At 60.2% G+C, this 18,522-nt stretch carries 13 protein-coding genes and 1 other RNA gene; 3 read left to right on the forward strand and 11 right to left on the reverse strand.

What is annotated here, in order from left to right:
- Positions 1 to 945: a hypothetical protein gene (locus tag L3N39_RS16605; RefSeq protein WP_200629237.1), complete on the forward strand. Its 945-nt coding sequence runs from the start codon at positions 1 to 3 to the stop codon at positions 943 to 945.
- 408 nt (positions 946 to 1,353) lie between these two features.
- Here L3N39_RS16605 and L3N39_RS16610 read toward each other — a convergent pair whose 3' ends face one another.
- Entirely contained in the window at positions 1,354 to 2,067 is a 714-nt protein-coding gene (locus L3N39_RS16610) for an SOS response-associated peptidase family protein (protein ID WP_061337719.1), read from the reverse strand.
- An 83-nt stretch (positions 2,068 to 2,150) separates the two neighbouring features.
- On the opposite strand from L3N39_RS16610, the gene L3N39_RS16615 reads away from it, so the two are divergent.
- Both L3N39_RS16615 and umuC read left to right on the forward strand, forming a co-directional pair.
- Positions 2,151 to 2,582, forward strand: a complete 432-nt coding sequence (locus tag L3N39_RS16615) for a LexA family protein (RefSeq protein ID WP_061337718.1) — start codon at positions 2,151 to 2,153, stop codon at positions 2,580 to 2,582.
- Positions 2,569 to 3,849, forward strand: coding sequence for a translesion error-prone DNA polymerase V subunit UmuC (gene umuC / locus L3N39_RS16620; protein WP_061337717.1), 1,281 nt, complete (start codon positions 2,569 to 2,571; stop codon positions 3,847 to 3,849). Before L3N39_RS16615 ends, umuC begins: the two co-directional genes overlap by 14 nt.
- Positions 3,850 to 3,968: 119 nt before the next feature.
- Here umuC and L3N39_RS16625 read toward each other — a convergent pair whose 3' ends face one another.
- The 10 genes from L3N39_RS16625 to L3N39_RS16670 form a co-directional block, all read right to left on the reverse strand.
- Entirely contained in the window at positions 3,969 to 4,334 is a 366-nt protein-coding gene (locus tag L3N39_RS16625) for a histone-like nucleoid-structuring protein, MvaT/MvaU family (protein ID WP_061337716.1), read from the reverse strand.
- Positions 4,335 to 5,778: 1,444 nt separating this feature from the next.
- Complete coding sequence (locus L3N39_RS16630) at positions 5,779 to 7,038, reverse strand: site-specific integrase (RefSeq protein WP_061337715.1); 1,260 nt, start codon at positions 7,036 to 7,038, stop codon at positions 5,779 to 5,781.
- 162 nt (positions 7,039 to 7,200) lie between these two features.
- Positions 7,201 to 9,642, reverse strand: coding sequence for a site-specific integrase (locus L3N39_RS16635; RefSeq protein ID WP_200629236.1), 2,442 nt, complete (start codon positions 9,640 to 9,642; stop codon positions 7,201 to 7,203).
- 98 nt (positions 9,643 to 9,740) lie between these two features.
- Positions 9,741 to 10,119: a transfer-messenger RNA gene (ssrA, locus tag L3N39_RS16640) on the reverse strand.
- 136 nt (positions 10,120 to 10,255) lie between these two features.
- Positions 10,256 to 10,561, reverse strand: coding sequence for a hypothetical protein (locus tag L3N39_RS16645; protein ID WP_237258537.1), 306 nt, complete (start codon positions 10,559 to 10,561; stop codon positions 10,256 to 10,258).
- A 179-nt stretch (positions 10,562 to 10,740) separates the two neighbouring features.
- The gene (locus tag L3N39_RS16650; RefSeq protein WP_237258538.1) at positions 10,741 to 13,590 is read right to left on the reverse strand and encodes an FAD-binding and (Fe-S)-binding domain-containing protein; all 2,850 of its coding nucleotides are present in this window, start codon (positions 13,588 to 13,590) and stop codon (positions 10,741 to 10,743) included.
- Entirely contained in the window at positions 13,587 to 14,258 is a 672-nt protein-coding gene (locus L3N39_RS16655; RefSeq protein WP_125912775.1) for a LutC/YkgG family protein, read from the reverse strand. Before L3N39_RS16655 ends, L3N39_RS16650 begins: the two co-directional genes overlap by 4 nt.
- 136 nt (positions 14,259 to 14,394) lie before the next feature.
- Complete coding sequence (locus L3N39_RS16660) at positions 14,395 to 15,855, reverse strand: LutB/LldF family L-lactate oxidation iron-sulfur protein (protein ID WP_237258539.1); 1,461 nt, start codon at positions 15,853 to 15,855, stop codon at positions 14,395 to 14,397.
- The gene (locus L3N39_RS16665; protein WP_237258540.1) at positions 15,852 to 16,673 is read right to left on the reverse strand and encodes a (Fe-S)-binding protein; all 822 of its coding nucleotides are present in this window, start codon (positions 16,671 to 16,673) and stop codon (positions 15,852 to 15,854) included. The genes L3N39_RS16660 and L3N39_RS16665 overlap by 4 nt, the downstream gene beginning before the upstream one ends.
- A 96-nt stretch (positions 16,674 to 16,769) precedes the next feature.
- Positions 16,770 to 18,464 (reverse strand): L-lactate permease, encoded by a 1,695-nt coding sequence (locus tag L3N39_RS16670; protein ID WP_237258541.1) that lies wholly within the window; start codon positions 18,462 to 18,464, stop codon positions 16,770 to 16,772.
- Positions 18,465 to 18,522 lie beyond the last annotated feature (58 nt).

Consider the following 18,522-nt stretch of genomic DNA (forward strand, 5'->3'; position numbering starts at 1 on the left):
ATGCATAGCGACGGTCGAAGCCAGGCCGTCGCTAACCGGCCAGAAGCCGTCGTTGTGATCCTTGGATACAGCGCCAAAGCCGTGGCCGGCTGTCAAAAGCCGCAGGCCATTTTCGATAGTAGTGCGGCAATTGATTTAGCACCGGCAGACTGGGGAAGGACAATGAATGTATTTGTTACGCCGATAGCCACGCTTTTGGAACAGGGTGCGGGCGAGCTACAGGGAGCAATTCAGGGCGATCAACCTGAGCTTCAACTATACGAAAAAATCGATTGGTTCCTGCTCGGCAAGGTGTTCAATGACGATCGGTTTCGTGGCCTCGACTCCACGATCCTTCAGCTTGCCGCACATTCGAGGAACGTATGGACAGCAGGCGTCCGCATGGCTCTCAGTGGGCAGCCGTACGCGGTACCACCAATCGTGCGCACCGCCCTTGAAGCGGCCTGCTATGCCTCGCTGATCAATCATGATGTCTCGCTCGCGAGGATCTGGCTCGACCGCCACAACAACCCGCAATCAATGAAAGCTTCCCGTAAAGCGTTTGGCAGTGCTGTCGAGACGGTGAGAAAACTGCTCAACTCCAAAGCCTCTGGGCTTGGCGATCAGGTTAACGAGGCATACCAGGGCTGCATCGATGATGGAGCTCATCCGAACACCAGGGGTATACCGCGGACACGAAAGCTAGTTTTAGGCCCAAACAATTTCCGAGAAGAATACGACGAGACGACCGATTTCTACGGCATTCCTTCCATCAAATCCAAGGATGCCTTGTGCCTAGTCGCATATATAGGCCTGCTTATGTGTCACATCCTGTGCCTAACATTCATGCCTTTTCATGAATTGCCCCACGGCCTCCTTGATGAAATGTTGGACGAATTCAACGGCATCATTCCGCAGGCTGATGCCTCACCAGTAGATTTTTCGTCAATCATTAGACATGACTAGGTTGCGCGTTGCGCGAAGTGAATAGCTGTTTGGGGTACCGTCTCACACTTGGCCAACAGTCCCGTCGATGTCGGCCAAGAATCTGCCTTACGATCACGCATACGCTGTCTGCACAGCTCGGAGCGAGCTCCAGTCTTAGTCGATTTGACTGGCAAGGTTGGAGATCGTCACCGACTGCTTTTGGCCGTAAGCGGAAGCTGGGCTATCTGCCCCTAGAGCGGTGTGTTCAAGTTCGCTGTTCGAAATTTAGCGAAATTCCCTAGCTCACCTTTCTAAACTAAGACGCCTCACCGTAGCGTTAGCCCATGCAGTGGCGAGCTAGAAAAAAGCTGGCATTTGATTCGGTTGTCACCAACGGCCCATCGGAGAGAAACGCCTTTCATCTCGCCGAAAAGCGTCCTGGCATATTTATACCAGTGGTTGGGCGATCCTATCGATAAGTTCGGGCCCCTCATTCCGCACGTTCCCGACGGCCTTTCCCACCGGACGCCACTCGAACTCCTCCACGCACAAACCATGCTTTAGTGCGAGCTCTTCAGCCTCGTGCGGCGGTAAATCCGAGGACATCCAGTGAGCCGCGTACTCGGGCGTTAGAACCAGTGGACGCCGATCGTGAATGTCGAGCATGCCGGCAGCGCTGGATGACGTAATGACAACAAACCCGTCGCCGTCTCGCGGTTCCAGCGAGCCGCCTCGCTGAAACCGCCCGAGCGCAGCGAAAAACATCGGCTCACCGCTACGGAGCGTGATGTAGTAGGGCTGCTTGATCTTCGGATTCTCCGCGTTCTTCTTCCACTCGTACCAACCATCAGCGGGCACTATGGCGCGGCCTGTTTGCCAGATATCGCGAAAGAATCTGCTAGTCGCGGCAGTTTCCACCCTGGCATTTATCGCTGGTGGTCGTTTCCCCTGTGCCCACAATGGGGCGTATCCCCACCTGACCGGCTCCATGCAGATCCCGTCATCGTCTTGGTGCAGGAGCTGGACCATTGATTGCGGACACACGTTGTAGCGTCCAATCGGCTCGGGGTTTACGTAGCCTTGCAGCGGCAAGGGCAGCTGCACCGCAATCCTGTCCAGATACTCAAAGGCGATTCGGTACTGAGTGAAACGTCCACACATGGGTGCCCCCCGCACATCTGGTTCAATTGACCAGGCTTTAGCCTCAGAATACTGTGTGCACATACAGTTATGAGGTCTGTGCCATGCCCGTCCATATCTTGGGACCTGCTGCTCCCACCACAATTTCGCTGCCGTTTTTCAGTTTCTGCGTGCCCGCGGGATTCCCGAGCCCAGCGCAGGACCACATGGAGGGGAGCATCTCGCTCGACGAGCTGATGAACATCCGAGCTCCGCATACCTACCTGGCGCGCGCAGACGGGGAGAGCATGATCCAGGTCGGCATCTTCGACCGGGACATTCTAATCATCGATCGGGGACGGGAGGCAGAGAAGGGGGAGGTAATCATCGCAGCGCTGAATAACGAGCCTCTGGTCAAGATTTTCGACCGAGCCGGCAGCCAAGTGATTCTGCGCTCGGCCAATCCGAAGTTTCCGCCGCGGTACCTCCTCGAAAGCGAAGAACTCTACGTATGGGGCGTGGTGTCATACAGCATCCGAATCCATGGCAAGTACTGAGCGGGCAATCGCCCTCATCGATTGCAACTCGTTCTACGCCAGCTGCGAGCGTGTCTTCCGACCAGACTTGCGCCGTACGCCTATCGTCGTGCTTTCGAACAATGACGGCTGCGTAATCGCGCGCTCAACCGAGGCAAAGCAGCTCGGTATCAAGATGGGCGTGCCGTATTTTCAGATTCGGCGCGACCTGGAGCGTTTGGGCGTTGTGGTGTTTTCCAGCAACTACGCACTGTACGGCGATATGAGCGAGCGCGTCATGACGGTCATCGAGAGCCTGGTCCCTACGGTTGAGGTGTACTCAATCGACGAGTCGTTTGCCGACCTTACCGGTGTGCCAGACGTCGAAGTGCTCGGCAGGCGGATCCGCGCTGAGGTACTGCGCAGCACGGGTATCCCGGTCGGGGTGGGCATTGGGGGGACCAAGACGCTCGCCAAGTTGGCGAACCATTCAGCGAAGCGCTGGCAGAAGCAGACGGGTGGGGTAGTGGACCTGCTTGACCCGGTGCGGCGCGACAAGGTGCTGCGCGTGACTGACGTCGGCGATGTATGGGGTGTCGGCCGCCGGATGACCGAGCACCTGAACAGGTTGGGCATACGTACTGCTTGGGATCTAGCCAGCGCGGATGCCTGGACCCTGCGCAAAAAATTCAGCGTGGTCATCGAGAAAACCGCACGCGAACTGCGCGGGACGCCGTGCCTCGATCTGGAGGACGTCGCGTCACCCAAACAGGAAATCTGCTGCTCGCGAATGTTCGGCAAGCGCTTGCGCGAGCTGGAGCCAATCAAGGAGGCAGTGGCGGCATACGCTGCTAGGGCCAGCGAGAAGCTGAGGGGCCAGCAGTCACTGTGCAAGCGTCTCCGAATCAGCATCCGGACCGGCATGTTCAATCCCGACGAGCCTAAGTTTGCGAAAGGCGTGGTGTGTGAGCTGTCGTATCCTACCGACGACACCCGATACATCGTCCGAGCGGCGATCGCCGGTTTGGAGCACATCTATCGCGAGGGATTTTCGTTCAGCAAGGCCGAGGTCCTGCTGATGGACCTGTGCCAGCGTGGCGAGTACACCGGTGATCTATTCTCCCAAACTCAACCTGCTGCCTCGGAGCGCGTTATGGGGGTGCTCGATGCAATCAACGCCAAGTGGGGCCGCAACACCCTACGGCCAGGCCGTGTAACCACCGCGCCGGACTGGGGCATGCGACGGGAGATGATGAGCCAAAGCTTCACAACCAGGCTGGATCAGTTATGGGTGGTGCGTTGCAACTAGCCGAGCGGATGCGACGGCCGGTGATTTTCCATGTGTCGGTTGTAGTGCGATTCGCTTGGCGCTGAAAGCGGATAGATAAAAGCCAGGCATTGCCTGGCTCTTGTGCTGGACGGGATAGCTTACTGAAGCCAACTCTCCACCTTGTCGGCGCCGTGCTTTTCTTTCCAGGCTTTCAAAATCTTATGATTGCCACCCTTAGTCTCTACCACCTCTCCAGTTTCTGGGTTTTTGTAAACCTTAACTTGGCGCTGCCGACGAGGCGCTTGAGACGTCGGGGTGGCGCTGATGCTGGTGCGGCTGGGCTTCGGATCCAATATTGAAATAATTTCGCGCAGGCCTACGTCATATTGCCCCATCAAATTGCGGAGTTTTTCCTCGAACTCGATTTCGCGCTTGAGTTTGTCGTCATTCTTAAGAGCATCAAGCTGCTTTAGCTGGGCTGCGAGCTGGGCTTCTAGAGCTTTGAATTCGGCGAGTTTGGACATGGGTAACCTTCTGAGAACGAAACTGCTTTGTGTGTCTCAGTCTACCGTTTGGGCACAGAGGGAGAAAACTAAGGACCGACCGATTTCGCGAGTGATCCAGTCATCGAGAGGCTGGCAGGGATAGCGCTGCGGAGTGTTTGTCAGCCAGAGATGTGCGTAATTTCCTGACATATGAAGTGGTGGGTTCGCAGAATGGGAGGTGACCAAGCGGCGGCCGTTGCATAGAAACGTCGCGCATCCCGTAGAGGAAGCGGACGTGAGCAGGCTTCTTCCGCTTTAGCAGAGGTAGCCATGCATAGCATCGAAATTCGAGCTAGCCATTTACCTGCGGCAAATGAAGAAAGCTGCCTTTTTTGACAACAATGGCAGCCGCTTCGCGAAGGCAGTTGATCATTTTGGTCTTATTGCTCGGTCTCGCTCCACATTCGTTTCGCTTACCTGCAAACGCCCAAAATGCTCAACTGCCCCATACTTGAAGATTTCAAGTATGGGGTGCGGGGGCATACTTGAAGGAACGCTTCGCTGCTTCAAGTATGCCCCCGCAATTTTGTTGTCAAATCATAGCCGCCAGGCGTTGCCTGGCCGAAATAGCGATGGAGCAAAGAGACGTGGCTATCGCACTCATGAGCCTTGCCGTCCCGTAACTGACATCGAACAAAGTTGTTCGCTCTGGAGCGCTGGCCGAACCGTCTAGCGATGGTATAAGCGCATAAATGAGGCAGATGAAGTTACGTAAAAATGCTGTTCAAACGAGCTTTTATTGGTTATATAGATTTCACTTAACTGTCTGATATTTAACGAATTAAAGGAAATTATAACCGAAAAAGGCAGTGCCAGTTCTGGCACTGCTGCTGCCAATGACGGCGCTAAAAACGCCTGTAATGGCGCTCTGTAGTGCCATTAGAGGCGTCAAGAGTGCCGGCAATGACCTCCGATGGCGTGGTCTTCCAATTCTTAACGTGGCCAGAGTCCATACCGCGACATTCGCACCATTTGCTGCTGCACGCGTGTTGTATCACGACGTCTATGCGACATGATCTGAATGTCGCAGTCTCGTCCTGTCACACGTGCGGCTTGCTGCAGCGGGTGGGTGTGAAAGGCCGCATAACTGCACTGCGTGCGTGTCACATGTGGGGCTTATGACACGGTGTACTGCGACGCTCGGAAAGCGTCGCGGTTCCTATGTGTGACATGACTATCGCTTCGCGCTGCCGACTGTCACGGAAATTCTAGTCGTAGTGTGTGGGCTGCTCTTACTGGCGGCGGATTGATCAGCAAAGTGGTCGTTGGATGGTTTCAGCGAGCGTCGCCCCCCTGAGTCAGTTGAACACTTGGTCTATGCGGCTGCGATACAGAACGAAAAAAGCCGCAGGGTTAGCTGCGGCCTTTTATTCATCCTGTCTCATAATCATCTCCAGGCGACGATTGTTTTGAACGCTACGCGCTAGCAAGGCTTTTGCTTAGTTCTCCTTCCTCGCTTTCCGCGTCCGGCTTGGTTTGCGAGCAGGTTTTTAAAATGCTCCCAGCGGATCTGCTCGGTCTGTGCGTTGTATGTCAGTCCCCGTTCCATCTGCTCCAGTAATCGCAAACTCAGTGGCTGCTCCAAGTAGTGGTCTGCTGTGACTTCTGGAGCACCACCCTCATGGCCGAGCAGATAGGCAATGGTTGAAGGGGGTATACCTGACCGTTCAAGTCTCACGGCAAACGAGCGGCGGAAGCTTTTAAAATTTAGACCACCATTTACGGCTGGCGGGCAGTGCTGACCGATGTATCCTGTCCCCGTGCACGGCCCGCAGAAAAACCGACTTGGGTCGCGGGAGTACAGGTGCTTCGGATCGAAGCTCAGCTCGTTGAAAAGCAGTGCATCGTTGCCTTCGGCCTGACGCCGTTCTTCTACGAATTTTAGAAAGCCCATCTCCACTAGCTTCGAGCAGATTGGGATCTGCCGGGCCGACGGCCCCGTCTTCAAAGACTTGTTGTAGCCATTATCGTTGATATCGATAAGGTCGACGCCGTGGACATCTTGGATCACATCATGCACACGTAGCTGGCAGAGCTCGTTAAGCCGCGCGCCGGTATAGAGCCCAAGCGGGAGCAACCAAAACCGATAGGGCTTGGCGTCCTGGTTGATTTTCGGCAGGTCGCCTGCGAGATACTTTCTGTAGGGCCAGCCTGAGAACATCTGATTCAGATTGCTATCCAGAAATGGCTTGGTGATTTCGGCGTGTTTTGTATTGCAGGTCGCGACTTTGATCGCCTCGGTAATCAGCTTGCTCTCAAGTGCTTCGTCCAGCATTCGATTGAACAACTGATAGTAGGTCGTGAGGTTTGCGCCTTTGCTACCCGACGCAGCGTTCTGCTTGAGTAACGACGGTAGCTGATCCTTCAGACGCTGTACGTCGGCCCGATCAAGCTCAGCAACTCGGCGGGTAGGATTATCTTGCGTCAGAGCGATTTTTAGTTTCTCCATCCGCGCTCGAAGCATGTGCTCGGATTTCCCTGCGTAATTGTTTTCTCGCAGAAAGCGGGACAGCGTTATGTCCATGAACTCGGTAAGCAAAGGAGAAGACTGAAAGCGGTTTATCGCATCCGTAATCGCTGAAATGTTTGCCAACGCGATTCGCAAGTGTTCTTCATGGCCGGGTTCGACGATAAGACTCAGGCCTTTGTAAAAAGGAATGGAGAGGGGGGCAGTTACATTCATATATACCTCACAGTGGGTGAGGCTTGAGATTATTACTGGATGGATAAACAGTCAAGATAATCTATTAGGATTTACCATGCGATAGTTTTTATTGACAACTTGTCAATAATCGCAAGATGAGCAAAAGGTAAGAGCGAGCCCCTACCTTTTATTAGCTGAATATTATGCGTACGTTTTCCAGTGCCGCTTAGCAACCCGCACGCTGGGGAAGGGGGTGCCAACCGGGCGACCGACATTGAAAACGCCCTGGCGTTCTCGTAACTCTTGATAGTGCCGGTAATGGATGTGTCCCAGCCCTAGCCCGAAATCGAGCTTGTCGAGCTCGTCTTTGAGCACGTCAGACGGATAGCAGTCGCCGTACCCACCGGTGGTACTTTTATCCGAGTGGCCTACAAGCGCTTTGGCTTTCGCCAGGTCAAGGTTCTGCCTGCGAAATTGATTGATAAAGGTGTGGCGCAGACCGTGGTACGTCAGGCCGTCATCTCCCAGGCCGCAAAGCCCAAGGTAACCCCGGCTAATCTGGCTTGAGCCGAGAAACCAACGGCTCGCAACATGCCCGGGAGAAAGGTCGCCGTATACCCGAATATTGTCGAAAAGCGGAGCCTTGCCGTCTCGCTCGACAGCTTCCAGGCGTGCTTGATGAAACTCCAGGAAGCCCGACTCGATAAGCTGCCGGTGAATCGGCACCAACCTTTCCGAATCGGACGTCTTCAGCTGTTTCGACCCGCTTCGATTGATGCTGATGAGCCAGACGCCGAGTTCTTGCCGAATGTCTTCGAGCCGTAGCTGGCACAGCTCACTTAGCCTTGCGCCTGTAAAAAGGCCAAGCAGCGGCAGCCAAAACTTGTAGTCATCCAAGCGCCAGCGCGGCGGCGTGGTCAGTGTGTAGGCCGGACCGTGAAGAAGTTTCTCGATCTGGCTTGGGCTATACGTGCGCTTCCTCGGCGCCTCGGCTCCTTTGGTGCTGAATGCCAATCCGGCCGCGATATTTTCGGTGATGTAACCCTGATCATGAGCGTAGGTGACAAGGGCCCTTGCCAGCTCAAAGAACTTTTTCGCGGTGCGTGGATTGATCGGCTCGAATTTCCCGTCGCTGATGATCTTGCTCAGCGGCTGATTACGGGTGGCGCGAAGGCGGTGCCGGTTCTTCGGATAGCTACGCAGATGATCGCGTAGCGTGTTGAATTCAGCGCGAGTCAGCGTCTCGACTTGCCGGTGCCCGCCAAGCAGCTCGCACAGGCCTTCCAGGCGGGCCTTTGCGGTAATGCGAGTCCGCGGGTTAGCCCAGGCGCCTTCACGAATTTGCCGTTCTTCGTATTCCTTTACCAATGCTGCGAGGCTCAGCCCTGCGTTTGGACTGCTCGTCGGCGAGACAATGCGTTCGCTGACCGAAGGTTGGGTAAAGAGGGTTTCAAGCTTCGCTTTCTGCGCGTCGGGCAGAACGCTCCCGAGCGCATTCAGCAACGCGAGCGTGCCTGGATCCTGTGGCGGTGCCACAGGATCTGTCGGCGAGTTCAGCTCCGGAATCGTCTGCATAGGCTCGGTGGTTGCAGCAGAACCCAACATCCGCCGAACCAGGTCACCGATTTCCTGCATGGCTTGGGCGTAAGGATCTTCGTGATCGTCTTCCTGAAAGTAACGCAACAGCACCTTATCAACCTTCTGCAGCGTATACGTCAGCATGAGGACCGCAATGATGATGGAGCTAGTGAGCAGCTCAACCCGAAAGCTTTTCTTTTCTCTCAGATGCGCTTTCATGCAGAGCGGATCAAGTTCGATAAGCATCACATAAAGCCCCGACTCCTCCTGCACCAAGAGCGCTCGATCAATGATGCGGAGCTTCAGATGCATCGCGTTGGCTTGCTGAAGATGAAAATGCAAAGCTTGCCGAGATTGCGGTAGTGCTTGGGGGATGTGCATGAGATTCCGACCCTGGTCTGGGCGGGCATGGCACAGGTATTCGTAAAGCGTCATCGCTGCAAACGCAGGAGATTCTTTCGAATAGCGCCCTGGAGAGGGTGGGACGGTCTCGAGTACATCAAGGGCAGCGTAAATGTACCGGGCAGCGTCGCTCGCCACGTTCTGGTTGCTGGTTCCGAGCGGCCAGTCAAAGCGTACGAACCCAACGCCAAGCGCTTTCACCAGTGCGGGCGTGGGTGTTAGTGCGAAAAAGATTTCGCCCCCTGGCTCGTGGCTATAGAGCACCACACGCTCGGCACTCTCTTTCATCATGCGAGCGTGGGCGACCGAGAGATCTTGGTTCGCGAGCTTCATTGGCGACGGGCGTACTTTCCAAACTCGGTCGGCGAATTTGAGTGCTTCCGCTACCGCCAAGTGAAACCTTTGGAGGTCAGCCAGCAGGCGGTCAGAAAAGAGCTCGACGTAGTGCTCGGTCGCCTTCGCAAGAAACTGCTCGAAAGAGGCGTTCAAATACCTTGCGAGGTCACGTGCAAGCGCTTCGTCGTGGCTGAGCGACCACCGGATTTGCGCAGGCAGTTTCGGGTTGGCCGCGAAATGCTTCGGGAATGTGAGGTAGTACTGGAAGCCAGTGTTGGCTTGATAGACGAGGTGCGGAACACCTGTTTTGCTTTGGCGCTTGGACATGATGGCATACCTTTTGGATTCACAGACGGACTGTGAGTAATCCAATGCCATCAAATCTGGCCTGAAACCCGCGTTCTAGACGGGTTTCAGTGTTGAATTGGTGGAGCCGGGGGGATTTGAACCCCCGTCCGCCAGCTCTCCGCTATTGGTTCTACATGCTTAGCCAGATCTACTGAGTTAACTCCGCGCCGCCCGATTGGCAGGGTGCTTGGAGCGAGCTGTATGAGATTTAGCCGTTACGTCTACAGCGAACTTGGCGGCGATCCTGTTCTGTCTGACGGTCATTTCGGGTTTACAGGCATCCCCTAGTGACCGCTGGAGCCGAAGCTACCAGATGAAGGTTAGGCGGCTAGCGCGTACCCTTCGTAGTTGTCGTCGTTGGCAACTATAGGTTTGCAACAGTTTATTTACGAGTTCTGTTACCAACTCGGCATGCCCCTCAAGTTTCGTTACCGGCGTCGAATCCTAATCGGCCCCTGGCGAAGCTTTTGGTGCTTCGATGGCTGCGGAGTCTACAACGGTGTTTTTTCGCTGTCGATCATTTTTTAGCCATGCTGGTTAAAAAGTGATCGACAGCGACAGGGCCGAAGCCGGTCGGCCCTGCCGGTATGGCTTACTGGCCCGCGCCCGAGCCAGAGCCGCTAGTGCCGCCACTGCCGGTGCTGCCCGGGCCCTTGAGTTCTTGCAGGGCCTTGGTGCTGTGCGCGATGCAGGCTTCCTTGTCGCCGGCCTGCTGGGCCTGCTTGGCCTGGCTGGTCAGTTCTTCCACCTGGCTGCGGGCAGGTTCGCCGAGGGTGGCCGTATTGGCCGCCATGTTGTTCTCGATTTCCTGCAGGTTGATGGCGCACAGGTCGTCTTCGGCGAACACGGCGGGGCTGGCGAGCAGTACGGCGGATGCGAGCAGAGCGTGAATTTTCATGGTGGGGCCTCCAGTCTTGTGGACGTCCCGGGCCTGCCTGAAAACTGTGGAAACGGCGGCGCCGAGTCGAGTCGAACCCGTCAGGGGCTCTGAAATTCCGACTGCGATTGCGCCTGAGCGTTCATCGAAATGCCATGAACGGAGCGGCCCCGGCATTGCGCCGGAGCCGCTTTCGCCATTCAGGCCGGCACGGCGGCCTTGGGTCGGGTGACGCGGTCGACCAGGTAGACCAGCCCGTGATAGTCGATCTCGCCATGCCGCGACAGGCCGATCTCGCAGGTGCGGCTGGTAGAGATGCCTTCCTCGCAGACCTGCACGGCGTTCTTCAGGCTGCGCAGCGCATGCTCGTTCAGTTCCGGCGTGGTGAAGCCCTTGTCGCCGGCGAAGCCGCAGCAGTGGATGCCTTCAGGCACCACGACTTCCTTGGCGCAGTGGCGGGCGATGTCGATCAGCGCCTGCGCCTCGCCCAGGTGCTGGGTGCTGCAGGTGACGTGCACGGCGATCGGCTTGTCCTGCGGGACGAAGTCCAGCTTGTCGAGCAGATGCGTGCGGATGAAGCGCACCGGGTCGTACAGGTCGAGGCGCTGATCGGTCAGGCCCTGGACCAGGCGCAGCGTGCAGGGGCTGGTGTCGCAGTAGATCGGGTCGAGCCCGCCGCGGCTGGCCTTGAGCAGCGCATCGAGCATTTCCTGGCGCTTGCGTTCGCCCTGTTCGGCGTAGCCCTTGGAGGCGAACGGCTGGCCACAGCACAGGTCGTTCAGCTCATCGGGGAAGATTACCTGGTAGCCGGCCTTCTCCAGCAGGCCGCGGGTCTTGTCGAGCAGCGGCTCCTGTTCCTGATCGCGTGCCGCCGGGCCCATGGCACGGGAAACGCAGGCGGCCAGATAGACCACGCGCGGGCGCTCGTCCTGCATGGCTGGTTTGGGTAGATGCAGGCGTTGCAGCGGCTGCGGTGTCGCAGGGGTCCACTGCGGCACGCGGCCCTTGCTGGCGTTGGTCATGGTCGCAGACAGCTTGGCCAGGCGCTTGGTACCGAGAATGATGTGCGCGCCATTGGCGGCATGCAGCATGAACCGGGTGCCCTGCACGGCGGTGGAGAAATGATCGGCCAGCCAGTTGGCGGTTCCTGTTTTGCTCGCTTCGCGTCCGCGCAGCTTGCGCACCAGGTCGCCGGTGTTGATGCCGACCGGGCAGCGCTGCGCGCAGAGGCCGGTCGCGGCGCAGGTCTCGACGCCGTGGTAGTGGTAGAGCCGCTCGATTTCCGTGGTGTCGACGCCGGCGCGCTTGCGCGCCTGGATGTCGCGCCAGATGACGATACGCTGGCGTGGCGTCAGGGTCAGCCCGTTGGATGGGCAGACCGGCTCGCAGAAGCCGCACTCGATGCACTTGTCGACGATCTCGTCGGCGGCCGGCATCGGCTTGAGGTTCTTCAGGTGGATGTCCGGGTCTTCGGAGAGCACCACGTCCGGGTTGAGGATGCCGGTGGGGTCGAGCAGGCGCTTGATCTTCCACATCAGCGCGTAGGCCTCGCTGCCCCATTCCAGCTCGACGAAGGGCGCCATGTTGCGCCCGGTACCGTGCTCGGCCTTGAGCGCGCCGCCGAACTCGACGGCGACCAGCTGCGCCACTTCGCCCATGAAGGCCTCGTAGCGGGCGACTTGGGCCGGATCATCGAAGCCCTGGGTGAAGACGAAGTGCAGGTTGCCCTCCAGCGCGTGGCCGAAGAGGATCGCCTCGTCGTAGCGGTGCTTGTCGAGCAATTCGATCAGCCGGTTGACGCCCTCGGCCAGGCGCTCGACCGGGAAGGTCACGTCCTCGATGATCACCGTGGTGCCGGTCTGGCGCACCGCGCCGACTGCCGGGAAGGTGTCCTTGCGGATCTTCCACAGCTGGTTGTAGACCACCGGGTCCTCGCTGAAATCGACCTGCTTTTCCACCGGGAAGTGCGCGATGGAGGCCATGATCTGGTTGATCTGCTCGTGCAGCAGCGATTGCGTTGCGGCGCGTGATTCGATCAGGAGCGCGCAGGCCGTCGGTGACAGTTCCTTCACCCACTCGGGCATGCCGGCCTTGTGCTCGACCGAGCGCAGGCTGCGACGGTCGAGCAGCTCCACCGCGGACACCGGTTGCTGCTTGAGCACCGGCACGGCGAGGCAGCAGGTTTCCACGTCGGGGAACACGACCAGCGCGCTGGCCTTGTGCGGATGGTCCGGTACGGTGTCGTAGGTCACTGCGCTGATGAAGCCCAGCGTGCCTTCGGAACCGACCATCAGGTGGTTGAGGATGTCCAGCGGCTCGTCGTAGTCGACCAGCGCATTGAGCGAAAAGCCGGTGGTGTTCTTCAGCCGGTACTTGTGGCGGATCTTCGCGGCCAGTTCGGTATTGGCGCGGGTTTCGCGACCCAGCTCGGCCAGCTGCTCGAGCAGGGCGGCGTGGCTCTGGCGGAACGCGGCAACACTGGCGGCATCCTCGCTGTCGACCACGGTGCCGTCGGCCAGCACCACGCGCAGGCCGGCGAGGGTCTTGTAGCTGTTCTGCGCGGTGCCGCAGCACATGCCGCTGGAGTTGTTGGCGACGATGCCACCGATCTTCGCGGCATTGATCGAGGCCGGATCAGGGCCGATCTTGCGCTGGAAGGGTGCGAGCACGGCGTTGGCGTTGGCGCCGATGACGCCGGGCTGCAGGCGGATCTGCTCGCCGCCGTTGCGAATCTCGCGGCCGTTCCAGCTGTCGCCGAGCACGATCAGTACCGAGTCGCTGATCGCCTGGCCGGACAGGCTGGTGCCGGCGGCGCGGAAGGTCACCGGCACGTTCTCGGCATGCGCCAGTTTGAGCAGCCTGATCACTTCGGCTTCGGTTTCGACGCGTACCACCAGCTTGGGCACCAGCCGGTAGAAGCTGGCGTCGGTGCCGAAGGCGAGGGTGGAGAGCGGGTCGTCGAAGCGGCGCTCGACCGGGATCAGGCGCTCGACTTCGCGGAGGAACGCCGCCGGCAAGGGCGCACGTTCGAGCTGTGCGGCCGCGTTCATGCGTCCTCCAGGATCAGCACGACCAGATCCTTCGGCCCGTGGGCGCCGTAGGCCAGCACCTGCTCGATGTCGGCGGTTTTCGACGGGCCGGAAACCAGCAGGGCATTGGTCGGCATGCCGGCGGCCCACTGGAACTTCTGCTGGATCTCGTAGAAGTTGTCGTGGATTTCGCTGGCCTTGAGGATGGCGAAATGCACCGGTGGCACCAAGCTCATCAGGCGTGGTTCCTCGCGGGTCGGCCACATGATCAGGCTGCCGGTGGAGGCGATGGCGCCGAGAGTGCCGGTGAGGCTGGCCGGGGTGTCGTTGAAGAGCTCGTCCTTCCAGTCCTCGACCGGGCGGTCATAGGCCTTCAGCGTCGGCAGGCCTTCACGACCGGCGCAATGCGCGGTGAAGCGCTGGCCGTACGGCGTGGTCGGGGCGATCAGCAGGCTCGGCAGCTGGCGGTCGTGCAGCAGCTGCTCGAGCAGGGCGGGCCAACCGGCGTCCGTGGTCAGGTGAATCTCGGTGTGCACCGCTTCCATCAGCTGACGCAGACGGGCGATGCGCTGCTCCGGCGCGTAGCTCCAGGGCTGGGTCACCAGCGACTCGTCGTAGTCATCGACGATCGGCGTGGTGCCTTCCAGGCTTTTTTTCAGCTTGGCGAGAATATTGGCTTTGGCGCTCATGTCAGGCTCCCGGAAACGGCACGTTGGTGGAAAAAAGCTGCGCTTGTTTTCCACCCTACGGAGCCCGCAGGCCGGCGTAGGGTGGACAACGGCGCAGCCTTGTCCACGCGGGCGTTGAGGCTGCAACGGTCGAGGCTCATCGCTTGCCCTCCAGGTGTTCCTTGGCCAGCTCGTGCAGCGAGCGGGCAGCCGGTTTCGGTGCGCTGTGGTTCTGCGTCCAGGGGCCGATGTTCGATGGCGTCAGGGCGCGCAGGCGTGTGGCGAAGAAGCCGAACAGGCGGTACAGCGTCGGGCTGGTGTTGAGCAGGCGCCAGCCGGCCCAGATCAGCCGCTCTTTGCGCGAGTACTTGCTGCCCTGGCCGCGCATGACCTTGTGCGGGTCGTCCGGTGCCTTGACGTTCTCCTCGCGCAGGCGCCGCAGGAGGGTCGGAATCGGAATCTTCACCGGGCAGACTTCGCCGCAGGCGCCGCACAGCGACGAGGCGCTGGGGTGGTCCGGCACCTTGTCCAGGCCGACCATGTGCGGAGTAATGATCTTGCCGATCGGCCCGGGGTAGACCTCGCCGTAGGTGTGGCCGCCGACGCGGGTGTACACCGGGCAGTGGTTCATGCAGGCGCCGCAGCGGATGCAGTTGAGGGTCTGGCGCAGCTCGCTGTCGGCGAAGGCCTGGCTGCGGCCGTTGTCCAGCAGGATCAGGTGCACTTCCTGCGGGCCATCGAGCTCGTGCGCCTTGCGCGGGCCGGAGATCATGTTGACGTAGGTGGTGATCGGCTGGCCCAGCGCCGAACGGGTCAGCAGCGAGAGCAGCGGGACCACGTCGCGCAGGTTTTCCACCACCTTTTCGATGCCGGTGACGGCGATATGTACCGGCGGCACGGTGGTGCTCATGCGGCCGTTGCCTTCGTTCTCCACCAGCAGCAGGGTACCGGTCTCGGCCACCGCGAAGTTCACCCCGGAGACGCCGATATCGGCCTCGAAGAACTTCTGCCGCAGGGTGCGGCGGCCGATCTGAATGAGCTGGTCGACATCCTTGGTGTACTCCACGCCGAGTTTCTCGTGGAACAGGGACGCGACCTGGCCGGCGTTCTTGTGGATTGCCGGCATGATGATATGGGAAGGCTTTTCGTGGTCGAGCTGGACGATGTACTCGCCCATGTCCGATTCCAGGCATTCGATGCCATGGCCCTCGAGGAAATGGTTCATCTCCATCTCTTCGCTGACCATCGATTTGCCCTTGATCACTTGTCGCGCCTCGTGAGCGCGGGCGATCTCGAGGACGATGTTGTTCGCCTCGTCTACCGTCTCCGCCCAGTGCACTTTCACACCGTTGCGGGTCAGGTTGGCTTCCAGCCGCTCGAGCAGTTCGGGCAGCTTGGACAGTGCGCGAGCGCGGATATGGTTGCCCATCTCGCGCAGCCGCTCGCGTTCGTCGGCATCGCTGAACGCCGCGGCGCGCTTGGTCATCAGCGAGTCCATGGCGGTGCGGAAGTTGCGCCGCAGCTGCTCGTCCTTCAGCGACTTGCGGGCACGGGCGCGGAAGTCCGGGTCGCCGGCGTTCTCGATCTGGATCGCGGGGATGCGCTGTTCGGCGTTCATCGGGCACCTCCGGTGCGTTGCCAGAGGAAGCTCGCCAGATGCTGGCCGCGCAGGGCTTCGCGCTGCTTTTCCAGCGAGCCGTTGATGTTCATCAGGCAGCCGCAGTCGGCGCTGACCACCTGATGCGCGCCGGATTCCTTCAGCGCACGGGTCTTGTCCAGCACCATGGCGCCGGAGATGTCGGGCATGCGCACGCTGAAGGTGCCACCGAAGCCGCAGCATTCGCTTTCGTGGTCATGCTCGACGCGCTCGACCTGGCCCAGCTGGGCGAGCAGGGCGCGGCCGTGCAGGTGGGTGTTCATCTCGCGGCGGGCCGAGCAGGAGGTGTGCAGGGCGACCTTGGTCGGCGTGCCGGCGTCCTTGAACTCGACCTTGCAGACGTTGAGCAGGAACTCGGCCAGCTCGAAGGTGCGCTCGGCGAGCGCTTGCGCCTTCTTGAGGGTCTGCGGCTCGTCCTTGAACAGGTCCAGATAGTGGTGGCGCAGCATGCCGGCGCAGGAACCGGAAGGGACGACCACCGGCCAGTCGTTGGCGAACAGCTCCAGCTGCGCGCGGGCGACCTTGCGCGCCTCGTCGGTATAGCCGGTGGTGTAGGCCGGCTGGCCGCAGCAGGTCTGGCCCTGCGGGTAGTGCACGGTCAATCCTTCGCGTTCGAGCAGGCGGATGGCATCCAGGCCAGCCTCGGGATAGAACAGATCCACCACGCAGGTACCGAACAGGTAAACCTGGCTCGGCTTGGCAGGATATTCGCGTGGTTTGGGCAGCGGCGGCGCGACGCGGGTGGCGTTCGGCGCGGCGTTGTAGAAGAGTTCACTCATCGGCTTGGTCTCCGGGTGGGCCCGGTTATCCGCACGGGGCGGGATGTTGGAAACGCTCTTGCCCCGCGCATGGCGGGGCAAGACTTCACGGTTCGATCACTGCCCGACCAGCGGGTCGCTCACGCCCATCACATAGATCGCGATCAGCGTCAGCAGGCCCGAGATCAGCACGTAGTAAAGCGTCGGCCAGACCGTCTTACGAAGCGTAGTTCCTTCGCGGCCGAGCAACCCGACCGTGGCCGAGGCGGCGACCACGTTGTGGATCGCCACCATGTTGCCCGCCGCGGCCCCGACGGCCTGGGCGGCGACGATCAGCGCGCCGGAGATGGTCAGGCTGTGCGCCACACCATACTGGAACTGGCTGAGCATCATGTTGCTGACGGTGTTGGAGCCGGCAATGAAGGCGCCCAGTGCGCCGACGCTCGGCGCCAGCAGCGGGTAGACCGAGCCGACGCTGTCGGCGACGAAGCGCGCCATGGTGATCGGCATGCTCGCCAGCTCGGCGCCGTTGACCCCGGAGTTGATCAGGATGCGCACCATCGGCACGGTGAACAGCAGGACGAAGCCGGCACCGATCAATACCTTGCTCGACTCACCGACGGCGGCGGCCAGTTCGCGGGCCTTCATGCCGTGCAGGAAGAAGGTGGCCAGGACCACCAGCACCAGGATGCCGCCGGGCAGGTACAGCGGCATGAAGTCGGCCTTGACGCCGGCTTCGCCGAGGATGTCCGGGAACAGCAGCACGACGGATTTCATGAAGGCGCCGACTTCCGGCACCGTGCGGCTGATCACCAGCAGCGCACCGACCAGTACGTAGGGCAGCCAGGCGCGCACGGCGCTCATCGGCTTGGCGGTCAGTTCGTCGAGCTTCATCTCCACGCTGCCGAGCCACTCGCTGGGCCACTCGCGGGCATCGGCGAAGTCCCAGGTCTTCTTCGGTACCAGGAAACCGAAATGCGCGGCCGTAGTGACAATGGCCAGACCAATCAGGCCGCCGAGCAGGGACGGGAACTCCGGGCCGAGCAGCAGGCCGGTGGCGACGTAGGGCAGGGTAAAGGCCAGGCCGGCGAACAGCGCGAAGGGCAGCACCTCGAAGCCGGCCTTCCAGCTCTTTTCCTTGCCGAAGAAGCGGGTCAGCAGCAGCACCATGATCAGCGGCATCACCGTGCCGGTCATCGCATGCAGGATCGCCACCTCGCCGGTGATCAGCCGCAGGAAGGCGTCCCAGCTCGAGCCCTGGGCGGCCAGTTGCGCGCCGAGCGCCGCGGTATCCAGGCCGCCGTTGATGCCGATGATGATCGGCGTACCGACCGCGCCGAAGGATACCGGCGTGGACTGCACCAGCATGCCGAGCATCACCGCGGCCAGCGCCGGGAAGCCGATGGCCACCAGCAGCGGGGCGGCGATGGCGGCCGGGGTGCCGAAGCCGGAGGCGCCTTCGATGAAGCAGCCGAACAGCCAGGCGATGATGATCGCCTGGATTCGCCGGTCGGGGCTGATGGTGGTGAAGCCCGCGCGGATCGCGGTGATGCCGCCCGAATGCTTGAGCGTGTTGAGCAGCAGGATGGCGCCGAAGATGATCCACAGCACGCCGGCGGTGATCACCAGGCCCTGCAGGGTCGAGGCGAGCACGCGGTTGAAGCTCATGTCCCAGACATAGAGCGCGATACCGGCCGTCAGCAGGTAGACCACCGGCATGGCGCGCTTGGCAGGCCAGCGCAGGCCGATCAGCAGGATGGCGGCAAGCAGGATGGGGGAAAACGCCAGGAAGGCGAGTAGGCCGTTGGACATGGATCAGACTCCTGCGGCAGGCTGGCGGAGCGGGCCGCAGCTGGCCCCCGGCTGGTGG

The sequence above is a fragment of the Pseudomonas oligotrophica genome, from assembly GCF_021726475.1.
GTDB classification, from domain to species: domain Bacteria; phylum Pseudomonadota; class Gammaproteobacteria; order Pseudomonadales; family Pseudomonadaceae; genus Stutzerimonas; species Stutzerimonas oligotrophica.